This window comes from Staphylococcus sp. EG-SA-10 (genome assembly GCF_017151945.1).
In the GTDB taxonomy this organism is placed as follows: Bacteria; Bacillota; Bacilli; order Staphylococcales; family Staphylococcaceae; genus Staphylococcus; species Staphylococcus aureus.
Map to the genome: position 1 here is coordinate 91,800 of NZ_JACVZJ010000003.1, position 24,647 is coordinate 116,446.

Annotated in this window: 24 protein-coding genes and 1 riboswitch; of the genes, 12 read left to right on the forward strand and 12 right to left on the reverse strand. The window is 32.6% G+C overall.

The genetic code is table 11. The features are described 5' to 3' along the window. The first annotated feature begins 6 nt into the window (after positions 1 to 6). Both IDG45_RS03950 and brnQ3 read left to right on the forward strand, forming a co-directional pair. Positions 7 to 1,893: a nitric oxide reductase activation protein NorD gene (locus IDG45_RS03950; protein WP_001283656.1), complete on the forward strand. Its 1,887-nt coding sequence runs from the start codon at positions 7 to 9 to the stop codon at positions 1,891 to 1,893. A 224-nt stretch (positions 1,894 to 2,117) separates the two neighbouring features. Further along, positions 2,118 to 3,461: a branched-chain amino acid-like transporter carrier protein BrnQ3 gene (gene brnQ3, locus IDG45_RS03955; RefSeq protein WP_001039276.1), complete on the forward strand. Its 1,344-nt coding sequence runs from the start codon at positions 2,118 to 2,120 to the stop codon at positions 3,459 to 3,461. Positions 3,462 to 3,534: 73 nt separating this feature from the next. Here the strand turns inward: brnQ3 and IDG45_RS03960 are convergent, their stop codons facing one another. The 3 genes from IDG45_RS03960 to IDG45_RS03970 are packed head-to-tail and all read right to left on the reverse strand — an operon-like array spanning position 3,535 to position 5,620. Beyond that, positions 3,535 to 4,671, reverse strand: a complete 1,137-nt coding sequence (locus tag IDG45_RS03960) for a toxic anion resistance protein (RefSeq protein ID WP_000138401.1) — start codon at positions 4,669 to 4,671, stop codon at positions 3,535 to 3,537. A 31-nt stretch (positions 4,672 to 4,702) separates the two neighbouring features. Then, a complete protein-coding gene (locus tag IDG45_RS03965; protein WP_072357934.1) occupies positions 4,703 to 5,332 on the reverse strand; it encodes a 5-bromo-4-chloroindolyl phosphate hydrolysis family protein in 630 nt (209 codons plus the stop codon). Positions 5,333 to 5,350: 18 nt separating this feature from the next. Continuing rightward, the gene (locus tag IDG45_RS03970; RefSeq protein ID WP_001215907.1) at positions 5,351 to 5,620 is read right to left on the reverse strand and encodes an acylphosphatase; all 270 of its coding nucleotides are present in this window, start codon (positions 5,618 to 5,620) and stop codon (positions 5,351 to 5,353) included. 162 nt (positions 5,621 to 5,782) lie between these two features. Between IDG45_RS03970 and msaA the strand changes: the two genes are divergently transcribed. The 4 genes from msaA (at position 5,783) to IDG45_RS03990 (ending at position 7,811) form a co-directional block, all read left to right on the forward strand. Then, a complete protein-coding gene (gene msaA / locus IDG45_RS03975) occupies positions 5,783 to 6,091 on the forward strand; it encodes a regulatory protein MsaA (RefSeq protein ID WP_000269923.1) in 309 nt (102 codons plus the stop codon). Positions 6,092 to 6,261: 170 nt separating this feature from the next. After that, the gene (gene cspA, locus IDG45_RS03980; RefSeq protein ID WP_000809131.1) at positions 6,262 to 6,462 is read left to right on the forward strand and encodes a cold shock protein CspA; all 201 of its coding nucleotides are present in this window, start codon (positions 6,262 to 6,264) and stop codon (positions 6,460 to 6,462) included. Between the two features lie 196 nt (positions 6,463 to 6,658). Continuing rightward, the gene (gene msaC, locus IDG45_RS03985; RefSeq protein ID WP_000876209.1) at positions 6,659 to 7,060 is read left to right on the forward strand and encodes a sarA expression modulator MsaC; all 402 of its coding nucleotides are present in this window, start codon (positions 6,659 to 6,661) and stop codon (positions 7,058 to 7,060) included. 133 nt (positions 7,061 to 7,193) lie between these two features. Next, on the forward strand, positions 7,194 to 7,811 hold the full coding sequence (locus tag IDG45_RS03990) for an FMN-binding negative transcriptional regulator (RefSeq protein ID WP_000558412.1): 618 nt from the start codon (positions 7,194 to 7,196) through the stop codon (positions 7,809 to 7,811). 93 nt (positions 7,812 to 7,904) lie between these two features. Here IDG45_RS03990 and lysA read toward each other — a convergent pair whose 3' ends face one another. From lysA to IDG45_RS04035, 9 genes are all read right to left on the reverse strand, one after another. Continuing rightward, positions 7,905 to 9,170, reverse strand: coding sequence for a diaminopimelate decarboxylase (gene lysA / locus IDG45_RS03995; protein ID WP_000216943.1), 1,266 nt, complete (start codon positions 9,168 to 9,170; stop codon positions 7,905 to 7,907). Then, a complete protein-coding gene (locus IDG45_RS04000) occupies positions 9,160 to 10,245 on the reverse strand; it encodes an alanine racemase (RefSeq protein WP_000127601.1) in 1,086 nt (361 codons plus the stop codon). Before IDG45_RS04000 ends, lysA begins: the two co-directional genes overlap by 11 nt. A 4-nt stretch (positions 10,246 to 10,249) precedes the next feature. Beyond that, positions 10,250 to 11,401: an amidohydrolase gene (locus tag IDG45_RS04005; RefSeq protein ID WP_001003809.1), complete on the reverse strand. Its 1,152-nt coding sequence runs from the start codon at positions 11,399 to 11,401 to the stop codon at positions 10,250 to 10,252. Between the two features lie 142 nt (positions 11,402 to 11,543). Further along, positions 11,544 to 12,263, reverse strand: coding sequence for a 2,3,4,5-tetrahydropyridine-2,6-dicarboxylate N-acetyltransferase (dapD, locus tag IDG45_RS04010; RefSeq protein ID WP_000249845.1), 720 nt, complete (start codon positions 12,261 to 12,263; stop codon positions 11,544 to 11,546). Between the two features lie 26 nt (positions 12,264 to 12,289). Then, positions 12,290 to 13,012, reverse strand: a complete 723-nt coding sequence (gene dapB, locus IDG45_RS04015) for a 4-hydroxy-tetrahydrodipicolinate reductase (protein ID WP_000698240.1) — start codon at positions 13,010 to 13,012, stop codon at positions 12,290 to 12,292. Next, the gene (gene dapA, locus IDG45_RS04020) at positions 13,009 to 13,896 is read right to left on the reverse strand and encodes a 4-hydroxy-tetrahydrodipicolinate synthase (protein ID WP_000149268.1); all 888 of its coding nucleotides are present in this window, start codon (positions 13,894 to 13,896) and stop codon (positions 13,009 to 13,011) included. The genes dapB and dapA overlap by 4 nt, the downstream gene beginning before the upstream one ends. 1 nt (position 13,897) lies before the next feature. Then, complete coding sequence (locus IDG45_RS04025; RefSeq protein ID WP_000163539.1) at positions 13,898 to 14,887, reverse strand: aspartate-semialdehyde dehydrogenase; 990 nt, start codon at positions 14,885 to 14,887, stop codon at positions 13,898 to 13,900. A gap of 63 nt (positions 14,888 to 14,950) precedes the next feature. Next, positions 14,951 to 16,156 carry an aspartate kinase gene (locus IDG45_RS04030; RefSeq protein ID WP_000258731.1) on the reverse strand — a complete coding sequence of 402 codons (1,206 nt, stop codon included), beginning with the start codon at positions 16,154 to 16,156 and terminating at the stop codon, positions 14,951 to 14,953. Positions 16,157 to 16,237: 81 nt separating this feature from the next. Then, a riboswitch (Lysine riboswitch) is annotated at positions 16,238 to 16,413 on the reverse strand. A gap of 602 nt (positions 16,414 to 17,015) precedes the next feature. Continuing rightward, positions 17,016 to 18,617: an ABC-F family ATP-binding cassette domain-containing protein gene (locus IDG45_RS04035; RefSeq protein WP_000942297.1), complete on the reverse strand. Its 1,602-nt coding sequence runs from the start codon at positions 18,615 to 18,617 to the stop codon at positions 17,016 to 17,018. A gap of 146 nt (positions 18,618 to 18,763) precedes the next feature. Here IDG45_RS04035 and cvfB point away from each other — a divergent pair, with 146 nt between their 5' ends. The 6 genes from cvfB to phoU all read left to right on the forward strand — a co-directional run bounded on the left by cvfB (position 18,764) and on the right by phoU (position 24,544). Next, positions 18,764 to 19,666 carry an RNA-binding virulence regulatory protein CvfB gene (gene cvfB / locus IDG45_RS04040; RefSeq protein WP_001162352.1) on the forward strand — a complete coding sequence of 301 codons (903 nt, stop codon included), beginning with the start codon at positions 18,764 to 18,766 and terminating at the stop codon, positions 19,664 to 19,666. Between the two features lie 312 nt (positions 19,667 to 19,978). Continuing rightward, positions 19,979 to 20,962, forward strand: coding sequence for a phosphate ABC transporter substrate-binding protein PstS (locus IDG45_RS04045; protein ID WP_000759232.1), 984 nt, complete (start codon positions 19,979 to 19,981; stop codon positions 20,960 to 20,962). A gap of 190 nt (positions 20,963 to 21,152) precedes the next feature. Next, the gene (gene pstC, locus IDG45_RS04050) at positions 21,153 to 22,079 is read left to right on the forward strand and encodes a phosphate ABC transporter permease subunit PstC (RefSeq protein ID WP_000204625.1); all 927 of its coding nucleotides are present in this window, start codon (positions 21,153 to 21,155) and stop codon (positions 22,077 to 22,079) included. 1 nt (position 22,080) lies between these two features. Beyond that, positions 22,081 to 22,998: a phosphate ABC transporter permease PstA gene (gene pstA / locus IDG45_RS04055; protein WP_000450291.1), complete on the forward strand. Its 918-nt coding sequence runs from the start codon at positions 22,081 to 22,083 to the stop codon at positions 22,996 to 22,998. A gap of 46 nt (positions 22,999 to 23,044) precedes the next feature. Next, a complete protein-coding gene (gene pstB, locus IDG45_RS04060) occupies positions 23,045 to 23,896 on the forward strand; it encodes a phosphate ABC transporter ATP-binding protein PstB (RefSeq protein ID WP_000079452.1) in 852 nt (283 codons plus the stop codon). Positions 23,897 to 23,902: 6 nt separating this feature from the next. Beyond that, positions 23,903 to 24,544 (forward strand): phosphate signaling complex protein PhoU, encoded by a 642-nt coding sequence (phoU, locus tag IDG45_RS04065; protein ID WP_000974850.1) that lies wholly within the window; start codon positions 23,903 to 23,905, stop codon positions 24,542 to 24,544. Positions 24,545 to 24,647 lie beyond the last annotated feature (103 nt).

Below are 24,647 nucleotides of genomic sequence, written 5' to 3' on the forward strand. Positions count from 1 at the left end.
TAAAACATGAGTGATCGTTTCATAAAATTTAACGACGAACAGTTGGATGCCAAGCAAGTAATGATGTTGCAAGACTTAGCTCGACTCTTATTAAAAAATGAACAAACACAAGTTAAAATCCAAAAATTCCCTTACTATAATCCTGTTCAAAATATTTTGATTACGAGTTGGTTTTGGTCACATCGACCAAGCCATATCGAAATGGCTGGTTTAAAAACAGATGTTATGTTAGCTGCTTACGGTTATCATATGATGGATGTACAAATTGTAAATGAAGTAGTACAAGATAAAACTTTTAAACACCCTAAATTTTATCAACAACTTTTTAAATTGTTAGAAGATATGCGTGTATTAAATTCTATTAAAGTTGAGCGCCCAAGTACTGCTAAATTAATTGATCTTCGCTTAGATACACGGATATCATATACGGAATCTCAAATTAAAGTGTATCGTACTAAAACACAATATACAGATTTATTATTTTTGTATTTAGAACATGCATTTTTAAGTCAAGATTTCTTTGATATACCATCTATACATTCAGATTTAGATGATATTTTAGTTAATATGTTCTTATATTTACCTAATTTTTTCCAAAATCAAAATTCTGAAGATAATATGTATCTGGCTCAAAGAATTATGTATCAAGTAGATGATATTTTAAAAGAAGATATGCTAAACGAATATTATTACTTACCTAAAACACTATATAATACATTAGCTAGTTCAGAGTTTGAAGATTTAAAGAGAACTGATGCAAGTCAAGTTGATGGGGAAGATGATACTTCAGAAGATGATGATAACGAAAGTGAAAAAGCTGACTCTAAATCTGCAGATAGTGAGTCAAAAGGTGGCGCTTATTTAGAAATGGAGCTTCACGAAGGACAAAATAGTGAAACATTGGGTAATGATGAAGCACGTGAAGGCGATTCTACAGACGATATGACTGATATGATGACCAAAAAGGGCAAAGGATCAAACGATACGCTAAATCGTGAAGAAGGCGATGCTGTTGGTCAAAGCCAGGCATTTCAACTTGATGGTGTGAACAAAAATGTAGAAATAAAATGGCAAATTCCTGAAATTGAGCCACAATATGTTTTAGAATATCAAGAATCGAAACAAGACGTACAATATGAAATCAAAGACTTAATTCAAATTATAAAGAAAACGATTGAACGAGAACAACGAGATGCACGTTTTAATTTAACAAAAGGGCGATTACAAAAGGATTTAATTAATTGGTTTATCGACGATCAATATAAATTGTTTTACAAAAAACAAGATTTAAGTAAATCATTTGATGCGACGTTTACATTGTTAATTGATGCGTCAGCAAGTATGCATGATAAAATGGCTGAAACGAAGAAAGGTGTAGTGTTATTCCACGAGACGTTAAAAGCATTGAACATTAAACATGAAATTTTATCATTCAGTGAGGATGCCTTTGATTCAGACGATCATGCGCAACCAAATATCATTAATGAAATTATTAACTATGATTACTCAACCTTTGAAAAAGATGGCCCACGTATTATGGCACTTGAACCTCAAGATGATAATCGTGATGGTGTTGCTATTAGAGTTGCAAGTGAACGATTAATGCGTCGAAATCAACATCAACGATTTTTAATCGTATTTTCTGACGGCGAACCGTCTGCATTTAATTATAGTCAAGATGGTATTATTGATACGTATGAAGCTGTAGAAATGTCACGTAAATTTGGCATTGAAGTATTTAATGTATTTTTGAGTCAAGATCCAATAACTGAAGATGTTGAACAAACAATTCATAATATTTATGGTCAATATGCCATTTTCGTTGAAGGTGTTGCGCATTTACCTGGACATCTCTCTCCATTATTAAAAAAATTACTACTTAAATCTTTATAAATAAGTTTAAAATATGAGTTTATATGAAATTGTGAATAAAAGTCATCAGTTACTATTTAAAAAGTAAATTTGAAGAATTTTATTTTCAGGCATAATTTGATTTAAACAACACATGTGTTTTGTTTCTGCTATGTACAACATATTTCATATAGACTCTTTATTATTTTTTGTGCTAAAATATTTACTTGTAAATTATTTTGTGTTTTAAAAAAAGGAGTAACTCTATGAATAAAAATACATGGGTCATTGGGTTTACGCTCTTCGCTATGTTTTTTGGCGCAGGCAATCTAATTTTCCCTCCTAATCTCGGATTGGATAGTGGTCAATTTTTCTGGCCAGCCATTTTAGCGTTTGTTCTAACTGGGATTGGTTTACCATTATTAGGTGTGATTGTAGGTGCACTTGATAAAGAAGGATATATTGGCGCATTAAATAAAATTTCACCTAAATTTTCAATATTGTTCTTAATCATCATTTATTTGACTATAGGGCCACTTTTCGCAATACCTAGAACTGCATCTACATCTTTTGAAATGACAATTACACCAATTATACATAGCAATAGTAGTATCGCTTTATTTATATTTACGATTATCTACTTCATAGTCGTTTTGTATATTTGTTTAAATCCATCTAAGTTAATCGATCGTATTGGTTCATTATTAACACCATTATTATTGATTACTATTTTAGCGATGATTATTAAGGGATACTTAGATTTTAGCGGTAATAGTGCTGGAAAGGGCAATGAAGCACTATATCATTCTAATTTTTCAAGTTTTGCTGAAGGCTTTACTCAAGGCTATTTAACAATGGATGCCATTGCAGCAATTGCTTTTTCAATGATTGTTGTTAATGCAGTAAAACTTACAGGTATTACTAAAACAAATCAAATATTCAAACAAACTTTGACTGCTGGTTTAATTGCAGCCGTTGCTTTAATTTTCATATATATTTCATTAGGTTATATTGGTAATCATATGCCAGTAAGTGACATGACGTTAGATCAATTGAAATCCAAAGATCGAAACATTGGGACATATTTATTAACGACAATGGCTTCAACAGGATTTGGTTCATTCGGAAAATATTTATTGGGCATCATTGTGGCGTTGGCATGTCTAACTACAGCATGCGGACTTATTGTTGCAGTTTCTGAATATTTCCATAGAATCGTACCTAAAGTATCATACAAAGCATTTGTATTAGTTTTCATTTTAATGAGTTTTATTATTGCTAACCAAGGTTTAAATGCTGTTATCTCAATGTCAATTCCGGTATTAAGCATTGTATACCCAGTAGCAATAACTGTTGTGTTATTAATTTTAATTGCCAAATTCATACCGACAAAACGCATTTCACAACAAATTCCAGTTATTATCGTATTTATATTGTCGATTTTCAGTGTTATGAGTAAGTTAGGTTGGCTGAAAATTAACTTTATAGAATCATTGCCTCTAAGAGCGTATTCTTTAGAGTGGTTCCCAGTAGCAATTATTGCAACGATATTAGGCTATCTAGTCGGCATATTTGTAAAACAAGATCCAATTAAATATCAACAGGAATAACGAATAATATAAAAGGAAGCATCTCCAATTTAATCTTAGGATGCTTCCTTTTTTGTTATATCTAATTCGTAATTTATGATTGTTTATTCGGTCCTTTGATGTTCACTAAATGTGACTTTAAATCTTGTTCTAATTGTTGTAATTCTTTTTCAGCTAATTGTCGTTCTTCGCGACCGTGTTGTTGAATAATTAATGTTTCTTCAATTGTTTCAATAATGTTACGCTGTGTACGTTTCAATGTATCAAGGTCAACAATGCCACGCTCATTTTCTGTTGCAGTTTCAATCGCATTTTGTTTCAACATTTCAGCATTTGCTGTTAATAAATCATTAGTTGTATCAGTGACAGCTCGCTGTGCAGCAACTGCATTACGCTGTCTCATTAATGTAAGCGCAATGGCCATTTGATTTTTCCATAGTGGAATACTTGTCAAAATTGAACTTTGTATCTTCTCGGCAAGGGCTTGATTAACATTTTGAATCATACGAATTTGTGGCGCAGTTTGCAACGCTATTTGTCTTGAAAGCTGTAAGTCATATATGCGTTTATCTAGTCTATCTATAAATTGCTGCATATCTGCAACTTGTTGAATATCCATTTGATTAGTGGATTGCTGCGCCTGCTGTTGCAATTGTGGTAGCTTTTCATTTTCTAATTGCAACTTTTTTTGCTGTGCAGCAATGATATGCAATGATAAGTCATCAAAGTATTGTTTGTTTTTATCATATAGCGTATCTAATAATTCAATATCTCTTGTTAAATGTGTTTGATGTTTCTGCAGTTGAATCGTTATGCGATCGACTTGAGCACTAACTGATTGCATTCTTGAAAAGATTTCATTAATAGACGACTTTGCTCTGCTAAAAATTCTTTTTAACATAGATGGTTTATCAGTATTTAACTCATTTGGATTAACTGACTTTAGTTTTGACATTAGATCTGACAAAGTATCTCCAATAGGACCAACATCTTTACTTTGTACTTCATCCAACATTTGATGTGAAAATTGAGACATTTGTTTCTGTAAATCAGAACCAAACGCTAATAAACCTTCATTGTCTAAAGGGTTAATTTGTTTACTGATTATGTCTACCTGTTTTTGTTGTTCAATTGTTAACTTTTCTTTTTGAATAGTAGTATTCGATAATTCTTTATCGCTTATAAAATCATCTAGTGGATGGCTTTCTTTGAAACTTTTATTTTCAGTCATCAATCATCTCTCCAATAGTTGCTATTTTACATCAATCTTGATGATGCTTTTGATGTAACTTATTTAATTCCATTTCAATATCTAAACGTTCATAATCATCTTCGTTGAGACGTTTTAAATCAGCGATTAATGTTCGTTTGACCTCATCCAAAGTAATTCTTGTTTGTTCTAATTTTTGCTGTTCATTAATTGATTTTTTGGGCATTTTTGCTAGACGTGTATATGCATCAACAAAATTTAATGCATTATCAATATGAGAATAAAAAAAGCCTTCAACTTTATAAAATGATGCAGGTCTCTGTCTAACTGTCGTATAAATAGAACGTGAAATTTGGTATATATCATTAATCTGCCTAAAATCTTTAATTGATCTTATATTGACATACGTTTTTAAAATACCTCTAAGTTTTTGGTGTGTATGATTTAACTGATTTCGAATATAGCGATAGTCTTTTCTAGTCAAACCAATTTCGTTTAAATATTTGCGTGAAGTGAGTTTTTGTATCGGTAGGTATGTCATTAAAAAGCCAACAATACCAATAGACATATCAATTAAAAAAGATACATCAAGTGCAATCATCCCAAATATGCTTGTTAAAAACGCTACAGGAATTCCCACTAACACCCCAAATATATGAGAAATATTATATCTCACTGTCATCTTCCTTTATTTAGCATTTTATATTGATCGAAAATCCGATAATTTTTGATTTAGTTCTAACTCTTCAAGTTGATGGCTTGTTACATTTGATGCTGGTGAGGCACCTTCAATTACACCTTGAATAAATCTCTCTATATCTGCGTCATCCCCTTGTGCATATATCTCTACATAGTCATCTACATTTTGAACAGTACCGACAATGTTATAGTTCATTGCAATGCGTTGTGTAAAATATCTAAATCCGACGCCTTGAACGCGTCCGAATACTTGTAAATGTATATGTCTCATTTTTACCACCTCATAATATTATTATACGTAGTTTTACTTAAAAAAACTAATAATTACTATAGTTAATACTTTGTTTGTTTCAAGTCGTCAAACTTGATTTTCAGAGGATAAAGGTATAAAAATAAGTATAGAGTTTTTGAAGTATGGAAGGGGTCTTTAATAATGTGGACAGTTACCAAAATTAGAGCCGATTATGAGGGATGGTGGTTATTCAGTGACTGGCCAGAAAACATTGTTGAAAAATATCAATATCAAGATTTTGATGACATGTTTAAGCACTATCAACAATTGATTAATCAATGTAAAGTTCAGTTCGATAATTATGTCACAGGCAAATATAATATTTATGCATTTTATAATAATTGTGACATGAACTATTGCGAAGATTGTGAAGAGGATTTACAAATATTTTATAGTTTCATTGTTTTACAAAATAATGAAGTATATTATAAACTACCAATAATTGATTAAATGAATATTTTTTATTATTGTATTGCAATTTGGTAATAACTGCACTATAATACAAGTTAAGCAGATGATTATTCCATATTGCAAAGAATATTTGAGTGAAATTTGCATGTATTTTTTGTAATATGCGAATAAGCATATTGAATGAATTTTAGTCTTGGAGGTTTCAGATTATGAAACAAGGTACAGTTAAATGGTTTAACGCTGAAAAAGGATTCGGCTTTATCGAAGTTGAAGGAGAAAATGACGTATTCGTACATTTTTCAGCAATTAACCAAGATGGTTACAAATCATTAGAAGAAGGTCAAGCTGTTGAGTTTGAAGTAGTTGAAGGCGACCGCGGTCCACAAGCTGCAAACGTTGTTAAACTATAATTCTTAGATTTGAATCATTGATTTTAACTAACACCTTACCAAGAAGTAAGGTGTTTTTATATGCTTATTACAAATACTTAACGCGATGAGTTTCTCAACCAAATTGAGAACTCTTTTTTTATATCACCAACATTGTTTGCAATAGAAAATTATATTTATATAATATAATTATGGTGTACAACGACGAGGTGATTTTATGAAATATCTTATCCTTAGTTTAGTTGCTAATTTATTAGTTTTCGGTGTATTATCTGCAATTGGTTTAAATATTAATATTTTAGCAGCAATGATGATGATTCTAATTATTCCAATTACGATATCAGGAATATTATTCTTTAAAACTAATTTAGATAAGACATACATATTTTTTAACATACTTTTTATAGACTTTTATTACTATATTTACAATGTACATTTAATGGCCTTACCAAAGTTTAATAGTTATATTAAAACAGAGATGATGGAATTAGAACATATTGATGTATTAATTACAAGTAAAGATTTTGGATTTGATGAAATTTTATTTTTTACACTGTATTTGTTATTAATCCTTATCATTTTATATTATTTAAAAAAGCAAGTTAAAACTAAAAGTTAAAGCCTAATTATTTTTGTTTCATAGTTTATTTTATAAACGAGTGATACTATGGCATTACTTTAACTTATTTATCCTTAGATTTTTTAATGATAAAATACATTAAAGTGTATTGTTATTCACAAGGGGAGATCATATGCATGTGCCAAAGTATTTTCAAGTAGATGATTTTAAAGAAATCGAAATGTTTATTCAAAGTAATTCTTTTGGAATGATTATAACTGTGGATCAAGGAAAGCCTATAGCTACCCATGTACCATTAGTTTTAGATAAAAAAGGGGACGACTATTATATTAGTGGGCATCTAGCTAAAACTAATCCTCAATGTAATACATTAAAAGATAATCAAAATGTATTAATCATATATCAAGGTGCACATTCTTACGTTTCTTCAGCGTGGTATGAAAAAGAAAATGTACCTACATGGAATTATCAAGCAGTTCATTTATATGGTGAATCAAGTATATTAAGTGAGGAAGAAACAATAGATGACTTGAAAAGCCTATTGGCAAAGTATGAAAGGCATCGTGAAGACCCAGTATTATGGGACAATATTTCTGAAAATACCAAAATGCAGGCCAAAGGTATTGTAGGCTTTAAAGTCAAGATACACAAGATAGAGGCTGCATACAAAATGAGTCAGAATCGTAATGAAAAGGATTATAATAATATAATTGAAAAGCTTGAAGATGAATCTAATGCAAGCAGTGTTGCTGTAGCTGAAGTAATGAAAAATATTCATCCATATTCATAAACCAAAAAGCAATAAACTCTTAATTAAATAATCTTAAAAATTCCCCGAGTCACAGTATAATTTTCTGTTCTTCGGGGATTACTTTATTTATTTTTATTTTGTATCATTAATAATGAGTTGTCTTAACGATTGTCGCTTTATAACTTCACGTGCTTTGCCATCTTTTAAGAAAAACACAGAAGGCTTTTGCATTTGATTGTAATTGGATGCCATAGAGTAATGATATGCACCAGTTGATAATATAGCAAGATAGTCTCCACGTTTGACTGATGAAGGTAATTTAGCGTCTTTAATAATGATATCACCAGACTCACATAATTTTCCAGCTATAGTTACACTGTCATCTGCTTTTTCATTTCTATTAACAAGCAATGCTTGATACTTTGCGTCATAAAGTGCAGTTCTGATATGATCACTCATACCGCCATCGATTGAAACATATTTATTAATCTCTGGAATTTCTTTAATGGTTCCAACTTCATATAAAGTAACGCCAGCTTCACCTACAATAGATCGTCCCGGTTCAATACCTATTTCTGGTGCATCTATACCTAGAACTTTAATTTCAGATTTTATTGCGTCTGTAATATCTTTAATACCACTTTCGATAGGGAAACTTTCGTCACCTTCAACATATTTAATACCAAAGCCACCACCAAGGTTTAATAATTCAACTTGAATGCCTTGCTCTTTAAGCCAACGTAAAACAATTTTAGCAGTTTCAATAAATGCTTCTGTACCTTCAATCTGAGAACCAATATGACAATGTACACCTTTTAATTTTAAGTGTTTAGATTGTTGGACTTTGTCAATTGCCTTTTTAGCTAAGCCATATTGAATTGATAATCCAAACTTACTATCTTCTTGACCAGTTTGAATAAATTCGTGTGTATGTGCTTCAACACCTGGATTAACTCGTAATACAACTTGAACCGTATCTTTAGCATAGCGGTCTATTAATTCAATTTCTTCTAATGAATCTATAACAAAATAACCGATATTATTTTCTAAAGCATATCTAATTTCATGTTTCGTTTTATTGTTACCATGGAAATGGATGCGACTCGGTTCAAAACCTGCTTCTAAAGCTGTATATAATTCACCTTCAGAAACAACATCTAACTGTAAATCTTCCTCAGCTACAAGTTTGACCATTTGAATGCAAGTAAATGCCTTTGAGGCGTATGAAATATTGTATTTTAATCCACTATCTTTAAATGCGCGATGGTAACGGCGCATCTGTTCTCTAATTTGTAGTTCATCATAAACAATGGTAGGCGTACCAAAGCTTTGCGCAATCGTTTTTAAACTAATACCATCCATTGTTAATTCGCCATTTTGATTATATTTAACAGTCATTTGAAATGTACTCCTTTTTTAAAGAATCATGATTCATAGCACTTAATTGTTCAGAATTTGCACCAACACCTTTAAAGGTATATTCATCGATGCGGATATCATTATTATAAAGAATAACTTCATCTTGTGCATGTACATTGCCATCTACTTCAACAAACATATGGCTCATCATTAATGCACGTATCGGGTAGCGTTTACCATTGATAAGTGCTTCATGTTTAGCACGAGTTCTTAAAATTCCATCGCCATAACCGATATCAACTACAGCTAATTTTGTATTGGTTTTAGTCACTTCAAAGGCAAAGCTATAACCGCAATAATCACCAGCTTGTACTTCGCGCACTTGAATAACATGTGCTTTTACAGTCAATGACTGAACAATATCATGTTGATTCAGTGAACTATATGGTCTTGAACCGTATAACGCAATACCTACACGCGCATGTGTATGGTGGGGTAGTAATATTTGTCCTTCCCGATAAAAACTCGCACTATTTTGAGCATGGATTAGGTCGAACTGATAACCTTCAGATAAGAGTGCTTCAACAATTTCCATCCATTGTGAACGTTCAACATTATAATCTGACACATCGAATTCATCAGCATATCCAAAATGGGTCCATAAACCACTAATAATCATTTTTGCATTTTGATTTTGATGGTGATCTTTCAATACTTCTTTAATTTCGTTTAAATCTTTAAATCCAGACCGATGTAATAAATTTTCAAATTCTAAGTGAACATGAATACCAGCTAAATCATTTTTATGGTTATAGTAATATGTCAACGACGGCAAAGTCATGTGTATTTGATGTTCACGGACTAAATCAAACTCGTAAACTGCATTCATTAAAAAGATTGTTGCATCTGGAGCAAGTTGTCTAATTTGAATTGCTTCTCGTAGTGATGTTGTGCTAAATGTATCTATACCTGCATGGATAAACTGAGTTACAGCAAATTCTAGGTCATAGTGATATGCATTATTTTTAACAACTGCCATTAATGGCTGATTGTTTTTGACTGTGATTGCATTTTGTAAAAATATTTTCTTATTTACAGACCATGTTGCTGTCAATGTATTACACCTCTTTGTAATTATTTAATAAATTTTCGTAAAAATTAGCCACGTTTATTAACACTTTTTCATCAAAATTTAAATGTGATGTGTGCAAACCAGTTACAAAACCTTTATCTTCATTTCGTGTTCCTATAAAAACAAAGTAAGCTGGAGCTAGTTGTTGACCATAAAAACTAAAATCTTCCCCAAATAAGAATGGCGTTGGTTTGTCATAGACATTTAAATCAGCTTTTATTAAGGCGTCCTCTATTTGAGTACGTAATTTCGGACTATTGATTGTAGGGGGATAACCTTCTGCAAATTTAACTTCACAGTCTACATTAAACAGAAGCTTGACACTTTCTGCTATCTTTTGCATTTGATTTTTAACGATTGTTAAATCATCAATATCATATGTACGAATTGTACCTTCTAAATAACCATTACTTGGTACAGTATTAATCGCTTCACCAGCTTTAAAATGACCAATATGAACAATATTTCGTTTCAAACCGTTAAGGTGAAATTGTTGAATTTGTGATATTTGAGTTAATACATGTTGTAATGCTTCACCACAAGAATGACCTTGTTCTTTATCAGCAACATGACTTGACAGGCCTGTTAAGAAAAAGCGATACTCTGTTGCACTGGCCGTAATTTCTTCATCTCTTATCACTGCAATGCCTTCATCAGCAAATGGGTTAACATGAATACCAAATACCGCTTCAATTGGATACTTATCAAAGGCACCGGCTTTTATTAATCGATTTGCACCGCCACCAGTTTCTTCTGCAGGTTGGAAAATGAAAACGACATTTTGCGGTAATTGACCCGCATCTTGCATGTCTTTGCAACGTTGTACAAAAAGCATTAATGCAGTTGTATGACCATCATGTCCACAAGCATGCATCACATGATCAGATTGACTGCGATAAGGTACATCATTTTCCTCTAAAATAGGTAACGCATCAATATCAGCTCTATACGCTATCGTATGTGAGCCATTACCTTCTAAGTATGCAATGACGCCAGTTTCCAATGGGCAATCGTATTTAATGTTTAAACTATCTAAAAACGCTTTAATATAAGCAGTTGTTTGAAATTCATGTAAGCTTAATTCAGGATGTTGATGTAAATGACGGCGATGTTTCGTAACAAATTCTAATTCATTCATAATTATCAATCCTTTGTGTTAAATTACTATATAAATAGTGTAACGTATTTCGAAATTTGTGATCATAAGTTTATTCAATGATAAACAATAAGGTTGAGACATAATCGTATCTCAACCTTGAAATTATTATACGTTGACGTCACTAGTCATTCAGTTTTCTTAATGCTGCTACAATCTCTTTTTTAGTATCTTGTACTTCAGAAGCTTGCTTAATCACTTTCGCAGGTGTACCAGCAACAACTGCACCAGCTGGTACATCTTGTGTCACAATCGCGCCAGCTGCAACAATAGCACCTTTACCAACACGTACACCTTCTAAAATAACCGCATTTGCACCGATTAATACATCATCCTCGATTATAACTGGTGAAGCACTAGGGGGTTCAATCACGCCTGCTAATACTGCGCCAGCCCCTACATGTACATTTTTACCAGTTGTAGCACGACCACCGAGAGTAGCATTCATATCAATCATCGTACCTTCGCCAACGACTGCGCCAATATTAATTGTTGCGCCCATCATAACGACAGCACCATCTTCAATAATAGCTTGTTCTCTAATAAATGCACCTGGTTCAATACGTGCATTAGTATTTGTTAAGTCTTTTAATGGAATGGCAGAATTGCGACGATCCATTTCAATTTCTATATCTTCGAATTGACTACCATATGTTTCGTAAAAAGGTTTCCAATCATCTGCTTCACAAAAGATTACTTTAGATTGTTCTGAACCAAATACTTTAAAACTTTCTGGATATGTGATGCCTTCAAAATTACCATTTAAATATACTTTTATTGGTGTAGACTTTTTAGCATCACTTATATATTGAATAATTTCTTCAGCTGTTAAATGTTGTACCATAAAATAATCGATCTCCTTTAATATGTTTATAGGTTGTCAAACGTATAAAAGCCGTTTGGTTTATTAACTAAGCGTTCTGCTGCTTGTATTGCACCATTCGCAAAAATATCTTTTGATTGTGCACGATGCGTGATTTGAATCGTTTCATCAGTGCCGGCAAATAGAACTTCATGTTCACCGACAATCGTACCTCCACGAATAGAATGAATACCAATATCTTGTGTCTGGCGTTTTTCATTTAATTCATGTCTATCATAAACAGGAGTTACATTTTCTTTCAAAGATACAATCACGTCATATAATTTTTCTAACGTACCACTTGGTGCATCTACTTTTTTATTATGATGTGCCTCAGTCAATTCGATGTCGAAATCATCAAGTAGGGGAACAGCAGCTGCTAAAATTTTAGTCAGTGCATGAACGCCATAACTCATGTTCGCGCTGAAAAATACAGGCATATTTTGACTCAATTCATCTAACTTATTAAGTAGTTTTTCTTTCTCGCCAGTTGTTGCCACAACTAATGGCAAATGAAACTCTTCATCTAATAAAGGGAAAAGCAGATTTGGATTTGAAAAATCTATTGCAACATCGGCATCTTTAACATCAGCAATATGTTGGTATTGTTGATATGGCGTTGTTGCTTTCGGTGTAGGTTCGATTACCCCCACAATTTCATGGCCTTTTTCTTCTGCTAATCTAGCAACGCGTTGATTCATTGCGCCATAGCCAATTAGTAATATTTTCACTCATTTTCACCCGCTTTAAATATGTTATATGCTTCACGAAGCACTTTAGTATCTGTATCTTCTAGTGTAATTAATGGCAGACGTAATTCATAGTTTCCAAATCCTAAATAACTTGTTAAAGCTTTAATAGGAATTGGGTTAATATCAACTGATAGGGCTGATAACAGTATGCCGATTGGTTTAAATTGATCTTGAATATCTAATCCGCTTTGTTGAGCATCGTATAACGCTTGAAATTCTTTAGGAATGACATTGGCAATAACAGAGATAACCCCTTGACCACCACGTTCATAGTATTCTACAACATTGTCATCATTGCCACTATATAATGCAAATGAATTTGTATCAATGCGCTTTTTCACTTCTTCTAAATACTCAAAATCATTCGTAGCATCTTTTAAAGCTACAATAGAAGGATGTTGACTTAATATTTCTACAGTTTCTGGTTCAATTGTCATGTTCGTTCTTGAAGGAACATTGTACAGCACGACTGGTAATTTCACAGCATTTGCAATCGCTTCAAAATGTTTTACTAAACCACGTTGATTCGTTTTGTTGTAGTAGGGTGTAATTAACATAATTGCATCAGCCCCTAAGGCTTTAGCTTGGATTGAAGCTTGGATTGACTTTTCAGTATCATTAGTTCCAGTTCCAGCTATGACAGGAACACGTTTATCTACAAGATCAATAACTGTTTTTAGAATGAGTTCTTTTTCATCTGTTGTTAAAGTAGGGCTCTCAGCAGTAGTTCCATTAACGATGATTGCTTGGGCATTATTTTCTAGTAAAAAATTAACGTGTGCTTTCAAAGCTTCAAGATTAACTTTGTTATTTGTAAAAGGGGTTGTAAGTGCAACGCCAACACCCTCAAATAAATGTGTCATTTTAATTCGCTCCTTTTAAACGCATAACTTGTTCCAATACTTGTACAGCATTTAATGCAGCACCTTTTAATAAATTGTCTGATGTACACCATACATGGAAAGTATTTTCTAATGAATCATCTCTACGTATACGGCCAACAAATACTTCATCTTTATTAGTAGAATTGATTGCCATTGGATATTCATTGTTCTCTGGATTGTCTACTAAAACAACGCGGTCATCTTGATCAAATAATGCTTTAATATCTTCTGCAGTCGCTTCTTTTTCAAGCGTTACATCAATTTCAACACTATGACTATCTTGAACAGGAACACGTGCACATGTTGCTGTTACTTTTAAGTCTGGTACATTTAAAATCTTTCTAGTTTCATCAATCATCTTTTGCTCTTCTTTTGTATATCCATTTTCTAAAAACACATCAATATGCGGTAATACATTATTATAAATTGGATGTGGATATGCTTCAGGTGCCTTACCGTTAATGCCCTCAGCTAAATCTTTTTTACCTTTCATCCCTGAACCTGATACCGCCTGATATGTTGTATATGCCACTCGTTTTAATCCATAGGCATCTTGTAATACTTTTAGAGGTACAACAGATTGAATCGTAGAGCAGTTTGGATTGGCAATGATACCTCTTGTAAATGTAGGTTCATTGACTTCCGGAACGATTAAATCAATATCTTCTGCCATACGCCATTGACTTGAATTGTCTATAACGATTGCACCAGCTTTTTCAAAGAGTGGGGCAAAGTGTTCGCTTGTACCGCCACCAGCACTCATTAATACATAATCGAAATGTTCACTTGCACGAGCCTCAGTTAATTCTTGAACTGTATATGTTTTTCCTTGAAATTCAACTTCTTGCCCTGCAGAACGTGCTGATGAAAATAATACTAATTCATCGAAAGGAATATTTTTACGATTTAATGTCTCTAACATTTTTGTACCTACTAATCCTGTTGCACCCACAACTGCTAATTTTGTCATAACTTGTCACTCCATTTTATAATAATTTCCAATTTTTAGAATATTTTAACAATCATTTTACCATTAAATGTTAAATGCGTCATATAGTTTTTCTACCGCTTGTTGCCCATTAAAATCATCAATGACGTATGAAATACTTATTTCAGATGTTGTTGTTTGGTAGAAAGGTATATTATTTTCAATTAATGTCAAAAATGCTTTTGATGCCACACCTGACATATCACGCATACCTGAGCCAATTAATGAAATTTTGACATAATGCTCATTGATTTTATAAGCTAATGCTTCATATTGATTCTTTAATGTTTCAAGAATCATAGAAATTTGATGAAAATCACTATCTTTAATTGTGAAGGATAGTTGTAGCCCATCCAAGTTGACGATTTGTGAAATCATATCAACATTTACAGCGCCTTCTTCAAGTTCCGTAAATAGTTGTGTAAGTAGCTGATTGTCAGGTAGGGGATAACTAATTGTTACATGCATCATATGTTTATCCAAAGCCACACCAGTAACTGCTTTTTTCTCTAATATTTCTTCATTTGACATAATCCATGTTCCTTTCACGTTCGATAAAGTTTTCCCTAAATATAAAGGGATATTATAGTTTTTAGCTAATTCAACACTTCTTGTTTCAAGTACACCAGCACCTAAAGCGCTCATTTCCATCATTTCTTCATATGAGACGATGTCTAGTCGTTTAGCTTTTGGTAAAAGTCTTGGGACAGTGGCATACACACCATCAACGTCGGTATAAATTTCACAAGGTATTTGATTACTAACAGCAAGTGCCACAGCGGTCGTATCAGAACCACCTCTGCCTAAAGTTGTTAATTCCTGATGTTCATTGATGCCTTGAAATCCAGCAACTACTAAAATATCGTTTTCTTGAAAGGCTTGTTCAAATGTTTGAGGATTAATTTGAGCAATTTTACTTTTTAAATGATGGCCAATGGTTTTAATACCCGCTTGATAGCCAGTCATTGCTTTGGCATTCACACCGATATCATTTAATACCATTGATAAATAAGATACAGTTTGTTGCTCTCCGGTTGTCAATAATAATGCCAGTTCTTGTTGTTTTGGTGTTTTAGTCAATGTCGATACATTCGTCATTAATTGATCTGTTGTGTTACCCATAGCACTTACAACGACAATTAATTGTTCATCTTGATTGACCCGCTCCTTTAACATTTCAGCGATCCTTTTTATTTTTGTAAAATCACTGACGGATGATCCGCCAAATTTCAACACACTTCTTGTTACCATATAATCCTCCTAATTGTTAGGAAGGGCACACAATAATAAAAAAAGAACAAGTTCGGAATGCGAACTTGCTCTTAATCTATTTACAAGTGATGCACTCCATTATTTTTAAATAATGACAAACTCTCAGCTCTTAACCAAAAAGTCCAACAAATTATAACTGCTATTATAATCGCTTCGGCATCGCACCCTTTCAAATTTAGCTGTTAGCAGACAGTAATCTAAACTTTACTCATGATTGATGCGCCTCATCAAAATATTATTAAATTGGTATGTGTTCATTATACATATGACAAATATGAATGTAAACCGATAATTTAGATTTTTTGGAATAACCTGAAAATTCAAGTTATAGCGTTGCTTATATTATAAAAGGTGGTGATAATAAGACTTTTTGAAAAATAAAATCCAAAATACTTATAGCATACTCAATATGCACATCAAATAAATGTACTCTTTTAATGCGTTGATAACTGTATTTGTAATTTAGAGAAGGGGTGTTCACTGTGCTGATGTGTTAAAAAATAAAATAAAAAGGACACCTCGATGCTATAAATATTAGCATCGAGATGCCCAGTTAATGTCTATTAAATTGAATATAGTCTCGGACATGAATCAATGCCCTAGGCCCTGCAATGTTATATTGACAGTAGTTGACTGAATGAAAATGACTTTGTAGCTAGCTTTTTTCAACCCTTGTCGGTGCCAGGCAAAGAGAAATTGGATTCATAATTTCTACAAACAATACGAGTTGGGGAATAAGTCCCAATATAGAAGGTGACAGTAAGTCAACTTACAAAAATGTGCAAGTTGGCCGGGCCTCAACACAGAGATTTTCGAAAAGAAATTCTACATATTATATTTATTTTAAAACGCCGATTTCTTGCAAGTATTCTTCATATGGAATTTCTTTTGAAACGCCGCCTTGTTTATTTAAATCGATAACACGGTTTGCAATCGTGTTGATAAATTCGAAGTCATAAGAAGTAAAGATGATAGAACCTTTAAATGATTTAAGACCATCATTGACAGCAGTAATACTTTCTAAGTCTAAGTGGTTAGTAGGTTCGTCAAGTAAAAGTACATTCGCACTTGATAACATCATTTTACTTAGCATACAACGTACTTTTTCTCCACCTGAAAGCACACTAGCTTTTTTCTTAACTTCTTCACCACTAAATAACATACGACCTAAGAAACCACGTAAAAATGTTTCTGTTTGTTCATCTTCAGGAGCATATTGTCTTAACCAATCAACGAGATTCATATTTACACCCTCAAAGAACTCTGAGTTATCTTTAGGGAAGTAACTTAATGATGTAGTAACACCCCATTTAAATGAACCTTCGTCTGGTTCCATTTCGCCAGCTAATATTTTAAGTAATGTTGTTTTTGCAATTTCACTATCTCCAATTAAAATCGCTTTATCATTTGGATTCATTGTGAATGATACATTATCTAATACTTTTTCGCCGTCAATTGTTTTAGAGATATTTTGAACGATTAATAAGTCGTTACCAATCTCACGCTCAGGCGTGAATTTAACGAAAGGATATCTTCTTGATGATGGTTGAATATCATCTAATTCAATTTTCTCAAGTTGTTTTTTACGACTTGTTGCTTGTTTAGATTTAGAAGCGTTAGCTGAGAAACGAGCAATAAAGTCCTGTAACTCTTTCATTTTTTCTTCTTTTTTCTTGTTTTGTTCTTGAGCCATCTTTTGTGCTAACTGACTAGATTGATACCAAAAATCATAGTTACCAACATAAACTTTAATTTTACCAAAGTCTAAATCAGCGATATGAGTACATACATTATTTAAGAAATGACGGTCATGTGATACTACGATAACAGTATTATCAAAGTTAATTAAGAAATCTTCTAACCAACTAATTGCTGGAATATCCAGACCGTTAGTAGGCTCATCCAGTAATAGTACGTCTGGTTCACCGAATAAACTTTGCGCTAATAATACTTTAATTTTTTGGTTGTTTTCTAATTCAGCCATTTTTTTATCGTGTAAAGTTGGATCGATACCTAAACCGGATAAAAGGTTAGCTGCATCAGCTTCAGCATTCCAACCATTCATTTCTGCAAATTCACCTTCAAGTTCAGCAGCACGGATACCATCTTCATCACTGAAATCTGGCTTCATATAGATTTCATCTTTTTCTTTCATAACCTCATAAAGACGTTCGTGACCTTTAATTACAACATCAAGCACGCGTTCATCTTCATAAGCATAGTGGTCCTGTTTTAAAACAGCTAGACGTTCATTTTTACCTAATGAAACATGTCCTGTTTGAGAATCTAATTCACCAGATAATATTTTTAAGAATGTTGATTTACCTGCACCATTCGCACCAATTAATCCATAACAATTACCTTCTGTAAATTTAATATTTACATCTTCAAATAGTTTACGATCTCCAAAACGTAAACTCACATCAGTTACTTGTAACATGCATTTTCTCCTTTTTTTCATTCGATATTCTAACGGAAGAATTATATCATATTATCGTCACAGTTTCGACCTCATATAAGTTGTAATGATAGAATGACTCACACATGTTATAATAATAAAGAATACAAGAATCGAAGGAGAATAACATGGCATTAGACAAAGATATAGTAGGTTCTATAGAATTCCTTGAAGTAGTAGGGTTACAAGGCTCAACTTACCTTTTAAAAGGACCAAACGGTGAAAACGTAAAGTTAAACCAATCAGAAATGAACGATGATGATGAATTAGAAGTAGGTGAAGAATATAGTTTCTTCATTTATCCAAACCGTTCAGGTGAATTATTTGCAACTCAAAATATGCCTGATATTACGAAAGATAAATATGATTTTGCTAAAGTACTTAAAACGGATCGCGATGGGGCACGTATAGATGTTGGATTACCCCGTGAAGTGTTAGTACCATGGGAAGATTTACCAAAAGTGAAATCACTATGGCCACAACCAGGTGATCATTTGCTAGTTACATTGCGAATTGACCGTGAGAATCATATGTATGGACGTTTAGCGAGTGAATCTGTTGTAGAAAATATGTTTACACCTGTACACGACGATAATTTAAAAAACGAAGTCATTGAAGCCAAACCTTACCGCGTATTACGAATTGGTAGCTTCTTATTAAGCGAATCAGGTTACAAAATATTCGTACATGAATCAGAACGTAAAGCTGAACCGAGACTAGGTGAATCTGTTCAAGTTAGAATTATCGGGCATAATGATAAAGGTGAGTTAAATGGTTCATTTTTACCACTTGCACATGAACGTTTAGACGATGACGGTCAAGTCATCTTTGATTTACTAGTTGAATATGATGGTGAATTACCATTCTGGGACAAATCAAGCCCTGAAGCGATTAAAGAAGTATTCAATATGAGTAAAGGTTCATTCAAACGTGCAATCGGTCACTTATATAAACAGAAGATTATTAATATAGAAACTGGTAAAATCACTTTAACTAAAAAAGGTTGGAGTCGAATTGACTCAAAAGAATAATCATTTTTACACGTATCGTAGGATGCGTGTTTTTTATATTCAATATTAAATCGGACAGATGAAGTAGTTTTTTAATTTCATCTGTCCATTTTTTTGTGTTCATATTTAAATTTCGATAATTTTTCAGGAAGCATTTTAATTTTACTAATGAAGCAATATTTTTCAGATTAACAAAAAATAATATTTACATTTTCTTAACAAACATTTATGTAACATTTACAGTTTCTAAAAATGAGGTTAATAATTCAAGGTTAAGATAAAGATGTAATCAATACAAATACTATTTGTTGTTCATACAGGGAGGATATTTCAATGAAAAAATGGCAATTTGTTGGTACTACAGCTTTAGGTGCAACACTATTATTAGGTGCTTGTGGTGGCGGTAATGGTGGCAGTGGTAATAGTGATTTAAAAGGGGAAGCTAAAGGTGATGGCTCATCAACAGTAGCACCAATTGTGGAGAAATTAAATGAAAAATGGGCTCAAGATCACTCGGATGCTAAAATCTCAGCAGGACAAGCTGGTACAGGTGCTGGTTTCCAAAAATTCATTGCAGGAGATATCGACTTCGCTGATGCTTCTAGACCAATTAAAGATGAAGAGAAGCAAAAATTACAGGATAAGAATATCAAATACAAAGAATTCAAAATTGCGCAAGATGGTGTAACGGTTGCTGTAAATAAAGAAAATGATTTTGTAGATGAATTAGACAAACAGCAATTAAAAGCAATTTATTCTGGAAAAGCTAAAACATGGAAAGATGTTAATAGTAAATGGCCAGATAAAAAAATAAATGCTGTATCACCAAACTCAAGTCATGGTACTTATGACTTCTTTGAAAATGAAGTAATGAATAAAGAAGATATTAAAGCAGAAAAAAATGCTGATACAAATGCTATCGTTTCTTCTGTAACGAAAAACAAAGAGGGAATCGGATACTTTGGATATAACTTCTACGTACAAAATAAAGATAAATTAAAAGAAGTTAAAATCAAAGATGAAAATGGTAAAGCAACAGAGCCTACGAAAAAAACAATTCAAGATAACTCTTATGCATTAAGTAGACCATTATTCATTTATGTAAATGAAAAAGCATTGAAAGATAATAAAGTAATGTCAGAATTTATCAAATTCGTCTTAGAAGATAAAGGTAAAGCAGCTGAAGAAGCTGGATATGTAGCAGCACCAGAGAAAACATACAAATCACAATTAGATGATTTAAAAGCATTTATTGATAAAAATCAAAAATCAGACGACAAGAAATCTGATGATAAAAAGTCTGAAGACAAAAAATAATAAGACGCAATTTCAAATGTGTCTTGAAACATGATTTTGATGGTGAATCATTATTTAGAGTACAAAGCTTGATTTATCGAGACGCTGATTTTGACATTCAGTTAGTCTACAAGCTTATCAACTTAAAATAGTGGTTCATCATTATTTTACAAATCTAATTATTTTGGGAGTAATAGAAAGAGGTTTGATTATGACTTCATCTACTAATGTTAAAGCTTTAATTGAAAAAAATAATAATAAAAAAGGGAAGCATAATGACAAAATTATACCAGTTATTTTAGCCGCAATTTCAGCGATTTCCATTTTAACAACACTAGGTATATTAATCACATTGCTTTTAGAAACCATCACTTTTTTCACCAGAATTCCAATAACTGAATTTCTATTTTCTACTACTTGGAATCCTACCGGTTCAGACCCTAAGTTTGGTATCTGGGCATTGATAATAGGGACTTTAAAAATCACAGTTATTGCGACTATATTTGCAGTTCCAGTCGGGCTTGGTGCAGCAATTTATTTAAGTGAATATGCAAGTGACCGTGCACGACGCATAATTAAACCGATATTAGAAATTTTAGCAGGAATACCAACAATTGTGTTTGGTTTCTTTGCATTAACCTTTGTTACACCAGTATTAAGATCTTTCATACCAGGTCTTGGAGAGTTTAATGCTATAAGTCCCGGCTTAGTTGTCGGTATTATGATTGTCCCTCTCATCACAAGTTTGAGTGAGGATGCAATGGCATCTGTACCAAATAAAATTCGTGAAGGTGCCTATGGACTTGGAGCAACTAAATTAGAAGTAGCAACTAAAGTCGTACTTCCTGCAGCAACATCAGGTATTGTAGCTTCAATCGTTCTCGCGATTTCAAGAGCAATTGGAGAAACTATGATTGTATCATTAGCGGCAGGTAGTTCACCAACAGCTTCATTAAGTTTAACAAGTTCGATTCAAACAATGACTGGATATATTGTTGAGATAGCGACAGGTGATGCAACATTTGGATCAAATATTTATTACAGTATTTATGCTGTAGGATTCACATTATTTATCTTTACCTTAATCATGAATTTACTTTCTCAATGGATTTCTAAGCGTTTTAGGGAGGAGTATTAATATGGAAACGACAGATAATAATAGACAATCACTCGTCGATCAACAACTTGTCCAAAAACATTTATCATCCAGAACGGTTAAAAATAAAGTGTTCAAACTCATATTTTTAGCATGTACATTATTAGGGCTTGTCGTACTTATTGCGTTGTTAACTCAAACATTGATTAAAGGGATAAGTCATTTAAATTTACAGTTTTTCACTAACTTTTCTTCTTCAACACCATCCATGGCTGGCGTTAAAGGCGCGTTAATCGGTTCACTTTGGTTAATGTTAAGTATCATTCCATTATCAATCATCCTAGGAATAGGTACAGCTATATACTTAGAAGAATATGCGAAAAACAACAAATTTACTCAGTTTGTTAAAATCAGTATTTCTAATTTAGCTGGTGTACCATCAGTTGTATTTGGGTTATTAGGTTACACTTTGTTCGTTGGTGGTGCAGGGATTGAAGCCTTGAAAATGGGTAACAGTATATTGGCAGCAGCGCTAACAATGACCTTACTGATATTACCAATTATTATTGTTTCAAGTCAGGAAGCAATTAGAGCTGTACCTAACTCAGTACGCGAAGCTTCTTACGGCTTAGGTGCTAATAAATGGCAAACGATAAGACGTGTTGTCTTACCAGCAGCGTTACCTGGTATTTTAACTGGATTCATTTTGTCTCTTTCAAGAGCACTCGGAGAAACAGCACCACTTGTGCTTATCGGTATACCGACTATATTATTGGCAACACCTAGAAGTATATTGGATCAATTTTCAGCATTACCTATCCAAATATTTACTTGGGCAAAAATGCCTCAAGAAGAATTCCAGAATGTTGCATCGGCAGGCATTATCGTTTTACTAGTTATCTTAATCTTAATGAATGGCGTTGCGATTATTTTACGTAACAAATTTAGTAAAAAATTCTAATTTAAACAATCAATCTCATTTATCTATTAAAAAGGGAGTTTTAAATATGGCGCAAACACTTGCACAAACTAAACAAATATCTCAAAGTCATACGTTTGATGTCTCACAAAGTCATCATAAAACACCAAATGATACAAACTCACATTCTGTTATATATTCAACACAAAATTTAGACTTATGGTATGGCGAAAATCATGCATTGCAAAATATTAATTTAGATATTTATGAAAACCAAATTACTGCCATTATAGGTCCATCTGGTTGTGGCAAATCAACATATATTAAAACTTTGAATCGAATGGTTGAGTTAGTACCCACAGTCAAAACAGCTGGTAAAATACTATATCGCGATCAAGACATATTTGATCAAAAATATTCTAAAGAACAATTACGTACAAATGTGGGCATGGTCTTTCAACAACCTAATCCATTTCCAAAATCAATATACGATAATATTACTTACGGTCCAAAGATTCACGGTATTAAAAATAAAAAAGTTCTTGATGAAATCGTTGAGAAATCATTACGTGGCGCTGCAATTTGGGATGAATTAAAGGATAGGTTGCACACAAATGCATATAGTTTATCCGGTGGGCAACAACAGCGTGTTTGTATCGCGCGTTGTTTAGCAATTGAACCTGAAGTCATTTTAATGGATGAACCGACATCAGCATTAGACCCAATCTCAACATTAAGAGTAGAAGAGTTGGTTCAAGAACTAAAAGAAAAGTATACAATTATTATGGTTACACATAATATGCAACAAGCAGCTCGTGTATCAGATAAAACTGCATTTTTCTTAAATGGTTATGTCAATGAATATGATGATACTGATAAAATTTTCTCTAACCCATCAAACAAGAAAACAGAAGATTATATTTCAGGAAGGTTTGGTTGATATATAATGGCAATAATTAGACAACGATATCAGGAGCAACTTGATGATTTAATAAAAGAATTACGTCGGTTAGGTGCAAATGTCTATGTGAGTATTGAAAATGGTATAAAATCATTAAGTATTGACGATAGAGGCTTTGCACGACAAACAGTTAAAAACGATAAACATATCAATCAATTAAATTATAATATTAATGAGCGAGTTATCATGTTAATTACAAAGCAACAGCCCATTGCGAGTGATTTGCGTATGATGATTTCTTCATTAAAAATCGCCTCCGATTTAGAAAGAATAGGAGATAATGCATCGAGTATTGCCAATATTCGATTGCGTACGAAGATTACAGATGATTATGTGTTAACCCGTTTAAAGACAATGGGTAAATTAGCTATGTTAATGTTAAAGGACTTAGATCAAGCATTTAAAAAGAAAGATACCGTATTAATAAGAGAAATAATTGAGCGTGATGAAGATATCGATGACTTATATAGTCATATTATTAACGCAACGTATCTTATTGATAACGATCCATTTGTCGCTGCACAAGCACATTTAGCAGCAAGACATTTAGAACGTATTGGTGATCATATTATTAACATCGCTGAAAGTGTTTATTTTTATTTAACAGGTACACATTACGAACAATAACTTAAAGTTATTACTATAAAATCCCTTACGATAAATATATATTTCTATTATTCATAAACCCTCAAAAAAACCAAGATTTTCACAATTAGTAATGTGAAAATCT

Excerpts from the sequence above, each read along its gene's own strand:
- IDG45_RS03950 (WP_001283656.1), top strand. The coding sequence starts at position 7 with ATGAGTGATCGTTTCATAAAATTTAACGACGAACAGTTGGATGCCAAG.
- msaC (WP_000876209.1), top strand. The coding sequence starts at position 6,659 with ATGAAATATCTTATCCTTAGTTTAGTTGCTAATTTATTAGTTTTCGGT.
- IDG45_RS03970 (WP_001215907.1), bottom strand. The coding sequence starts at position 5,620 with ATGAGACATATACATTTACAAGTATTCGGACGCGTTCAAGGCGTCGGA.
- pstC (WP_000204625.1), top strand. The coding sequence starts at position 21,153 with ATGACTTCATCTACTAATGTTAAAGCTTTAATTGAAAAAAATAATAAT.
- dapA (WP_000149268.1), bottom strand. The coding sequence starts at position 13,896 with ATGACACATTTATTTGAGGGTGTTGGCGTTGCACTTACAACCCCTTTT.
- msaA (WP_000269923.1), top strand. The coding sequence starts at position 5,783 with ATGTGGACAGTTACCAAAATTAGAGCCGATTATGAGGGATGGTGGTTA.
- IDG45_RS04045 (WP_000759232.1), top strand. The coding sequence starts at position 19,979 with ATGAAAAAATGGCAATTTGTTGGTACTACAGCTTTAGGTGCAACACTA.
- pstA (WP_000450291.1), top strand. The coding sequence starts at position 22,081 with ATGGAAACGACAGATAATAATAGACAATCACTCGTCGATCAACAACTT.
- pstB (WP_000079452.1), top strand. The coding sequence starts at position 23,045 with ATGGCGCAAACACTTGCACAAACTAAACAAATATCTCAAAGTCATACG.
- cvfB (WP_001162352.1), top strand. The coding sequence starts at position 18,764 with ATGGCATTAGACAAAGATATAGTAGGTTCTATAGAATTCCTTGAAGTA.
- IDG45_RS04030 (WP_000258731.1), bottom strand. The coding sequence starts at position 16,156 with ATGGTAACAAGAAGTGTGTTGAAATTTGGCGGATCATCCGTCAGTGAT.
- lysA (WP_000216943.1), bottom strand. The coding sequence starts at position 9,170 with ATGACTGTTAAATATAATCAAAATGGCGAATTAACAATGGATGGTATT.
- IDG45_RS03960 (WP_000138401.1), bottom strand. The coding sequence starts at position 4,671 with ATGACTGAAAATAAAAGTTTCAAAGAAAGCCATCCACTAGATGATTTT.
- IDG45_RS03965 (WP_072357934.1), bottom strand. The coding sequence starts at position 5,332 with ATGACAGTGAGATATAATATTTCTCATATATTTGGGGTGTTAGTGGGA.
- brnQ3 (WP_001039276.1), top strand. The coding sequence starts at position 2,118 with ATGAATAAAAATACATGGGTCATTGGGTTTACGCTCTTCGCTATGTTT.
- IDG45_RS04035 (WP_000942297.1), bottom strand. The coding sequence starts at position 18,617 with ATGTTACAAGTAACTGATGTGAGTTTACGTTTTGGAGATCGTAAACTA.
- IDG45_RS04025 (WP_000163539.1), bottom strand. The coding sequence starts at position 14,887 with ATGACAAAATTAGCAGTTGTGGGTGCAACAGGATTAGTAGGTACAAAA.
- IDG45_RS04005 (WP_001003809.1), bottom strand. The coding sequence starts at position 11,401 with ATGAATGAATTAGAATTTGTTACGAAACATCGCCGTCATTTACATCAA.
- IDG45_RS03990 (WP_000558412.1), top strand. The coding sequence starts at position 7,194 with ATGCATGTGCCAAAGTATTTTCAAGTAGATGATTTTAAAGAAATCGAA.
- cspA (WP_000809131.1), top strand. The coding sequence starts at position 6,262 with ATGAAACAAGGTACAGTTAAATGGTTTAACGCTGAAAAAGGATTCGGC.
- dapD (WP_000249845.1), bottom strand. The coding sequence starts at position 12,263 with ATGGTACAACATTTAACAGCTGAAGAAATTATTCAATATATAAGTGAT.
- phoU (WP_000974850.1), top strand. The coding sequence starts at position 23,903 with ATGGCAATAATTAGACAACGATATCAGGAGCAACTTGATGATTTAATA.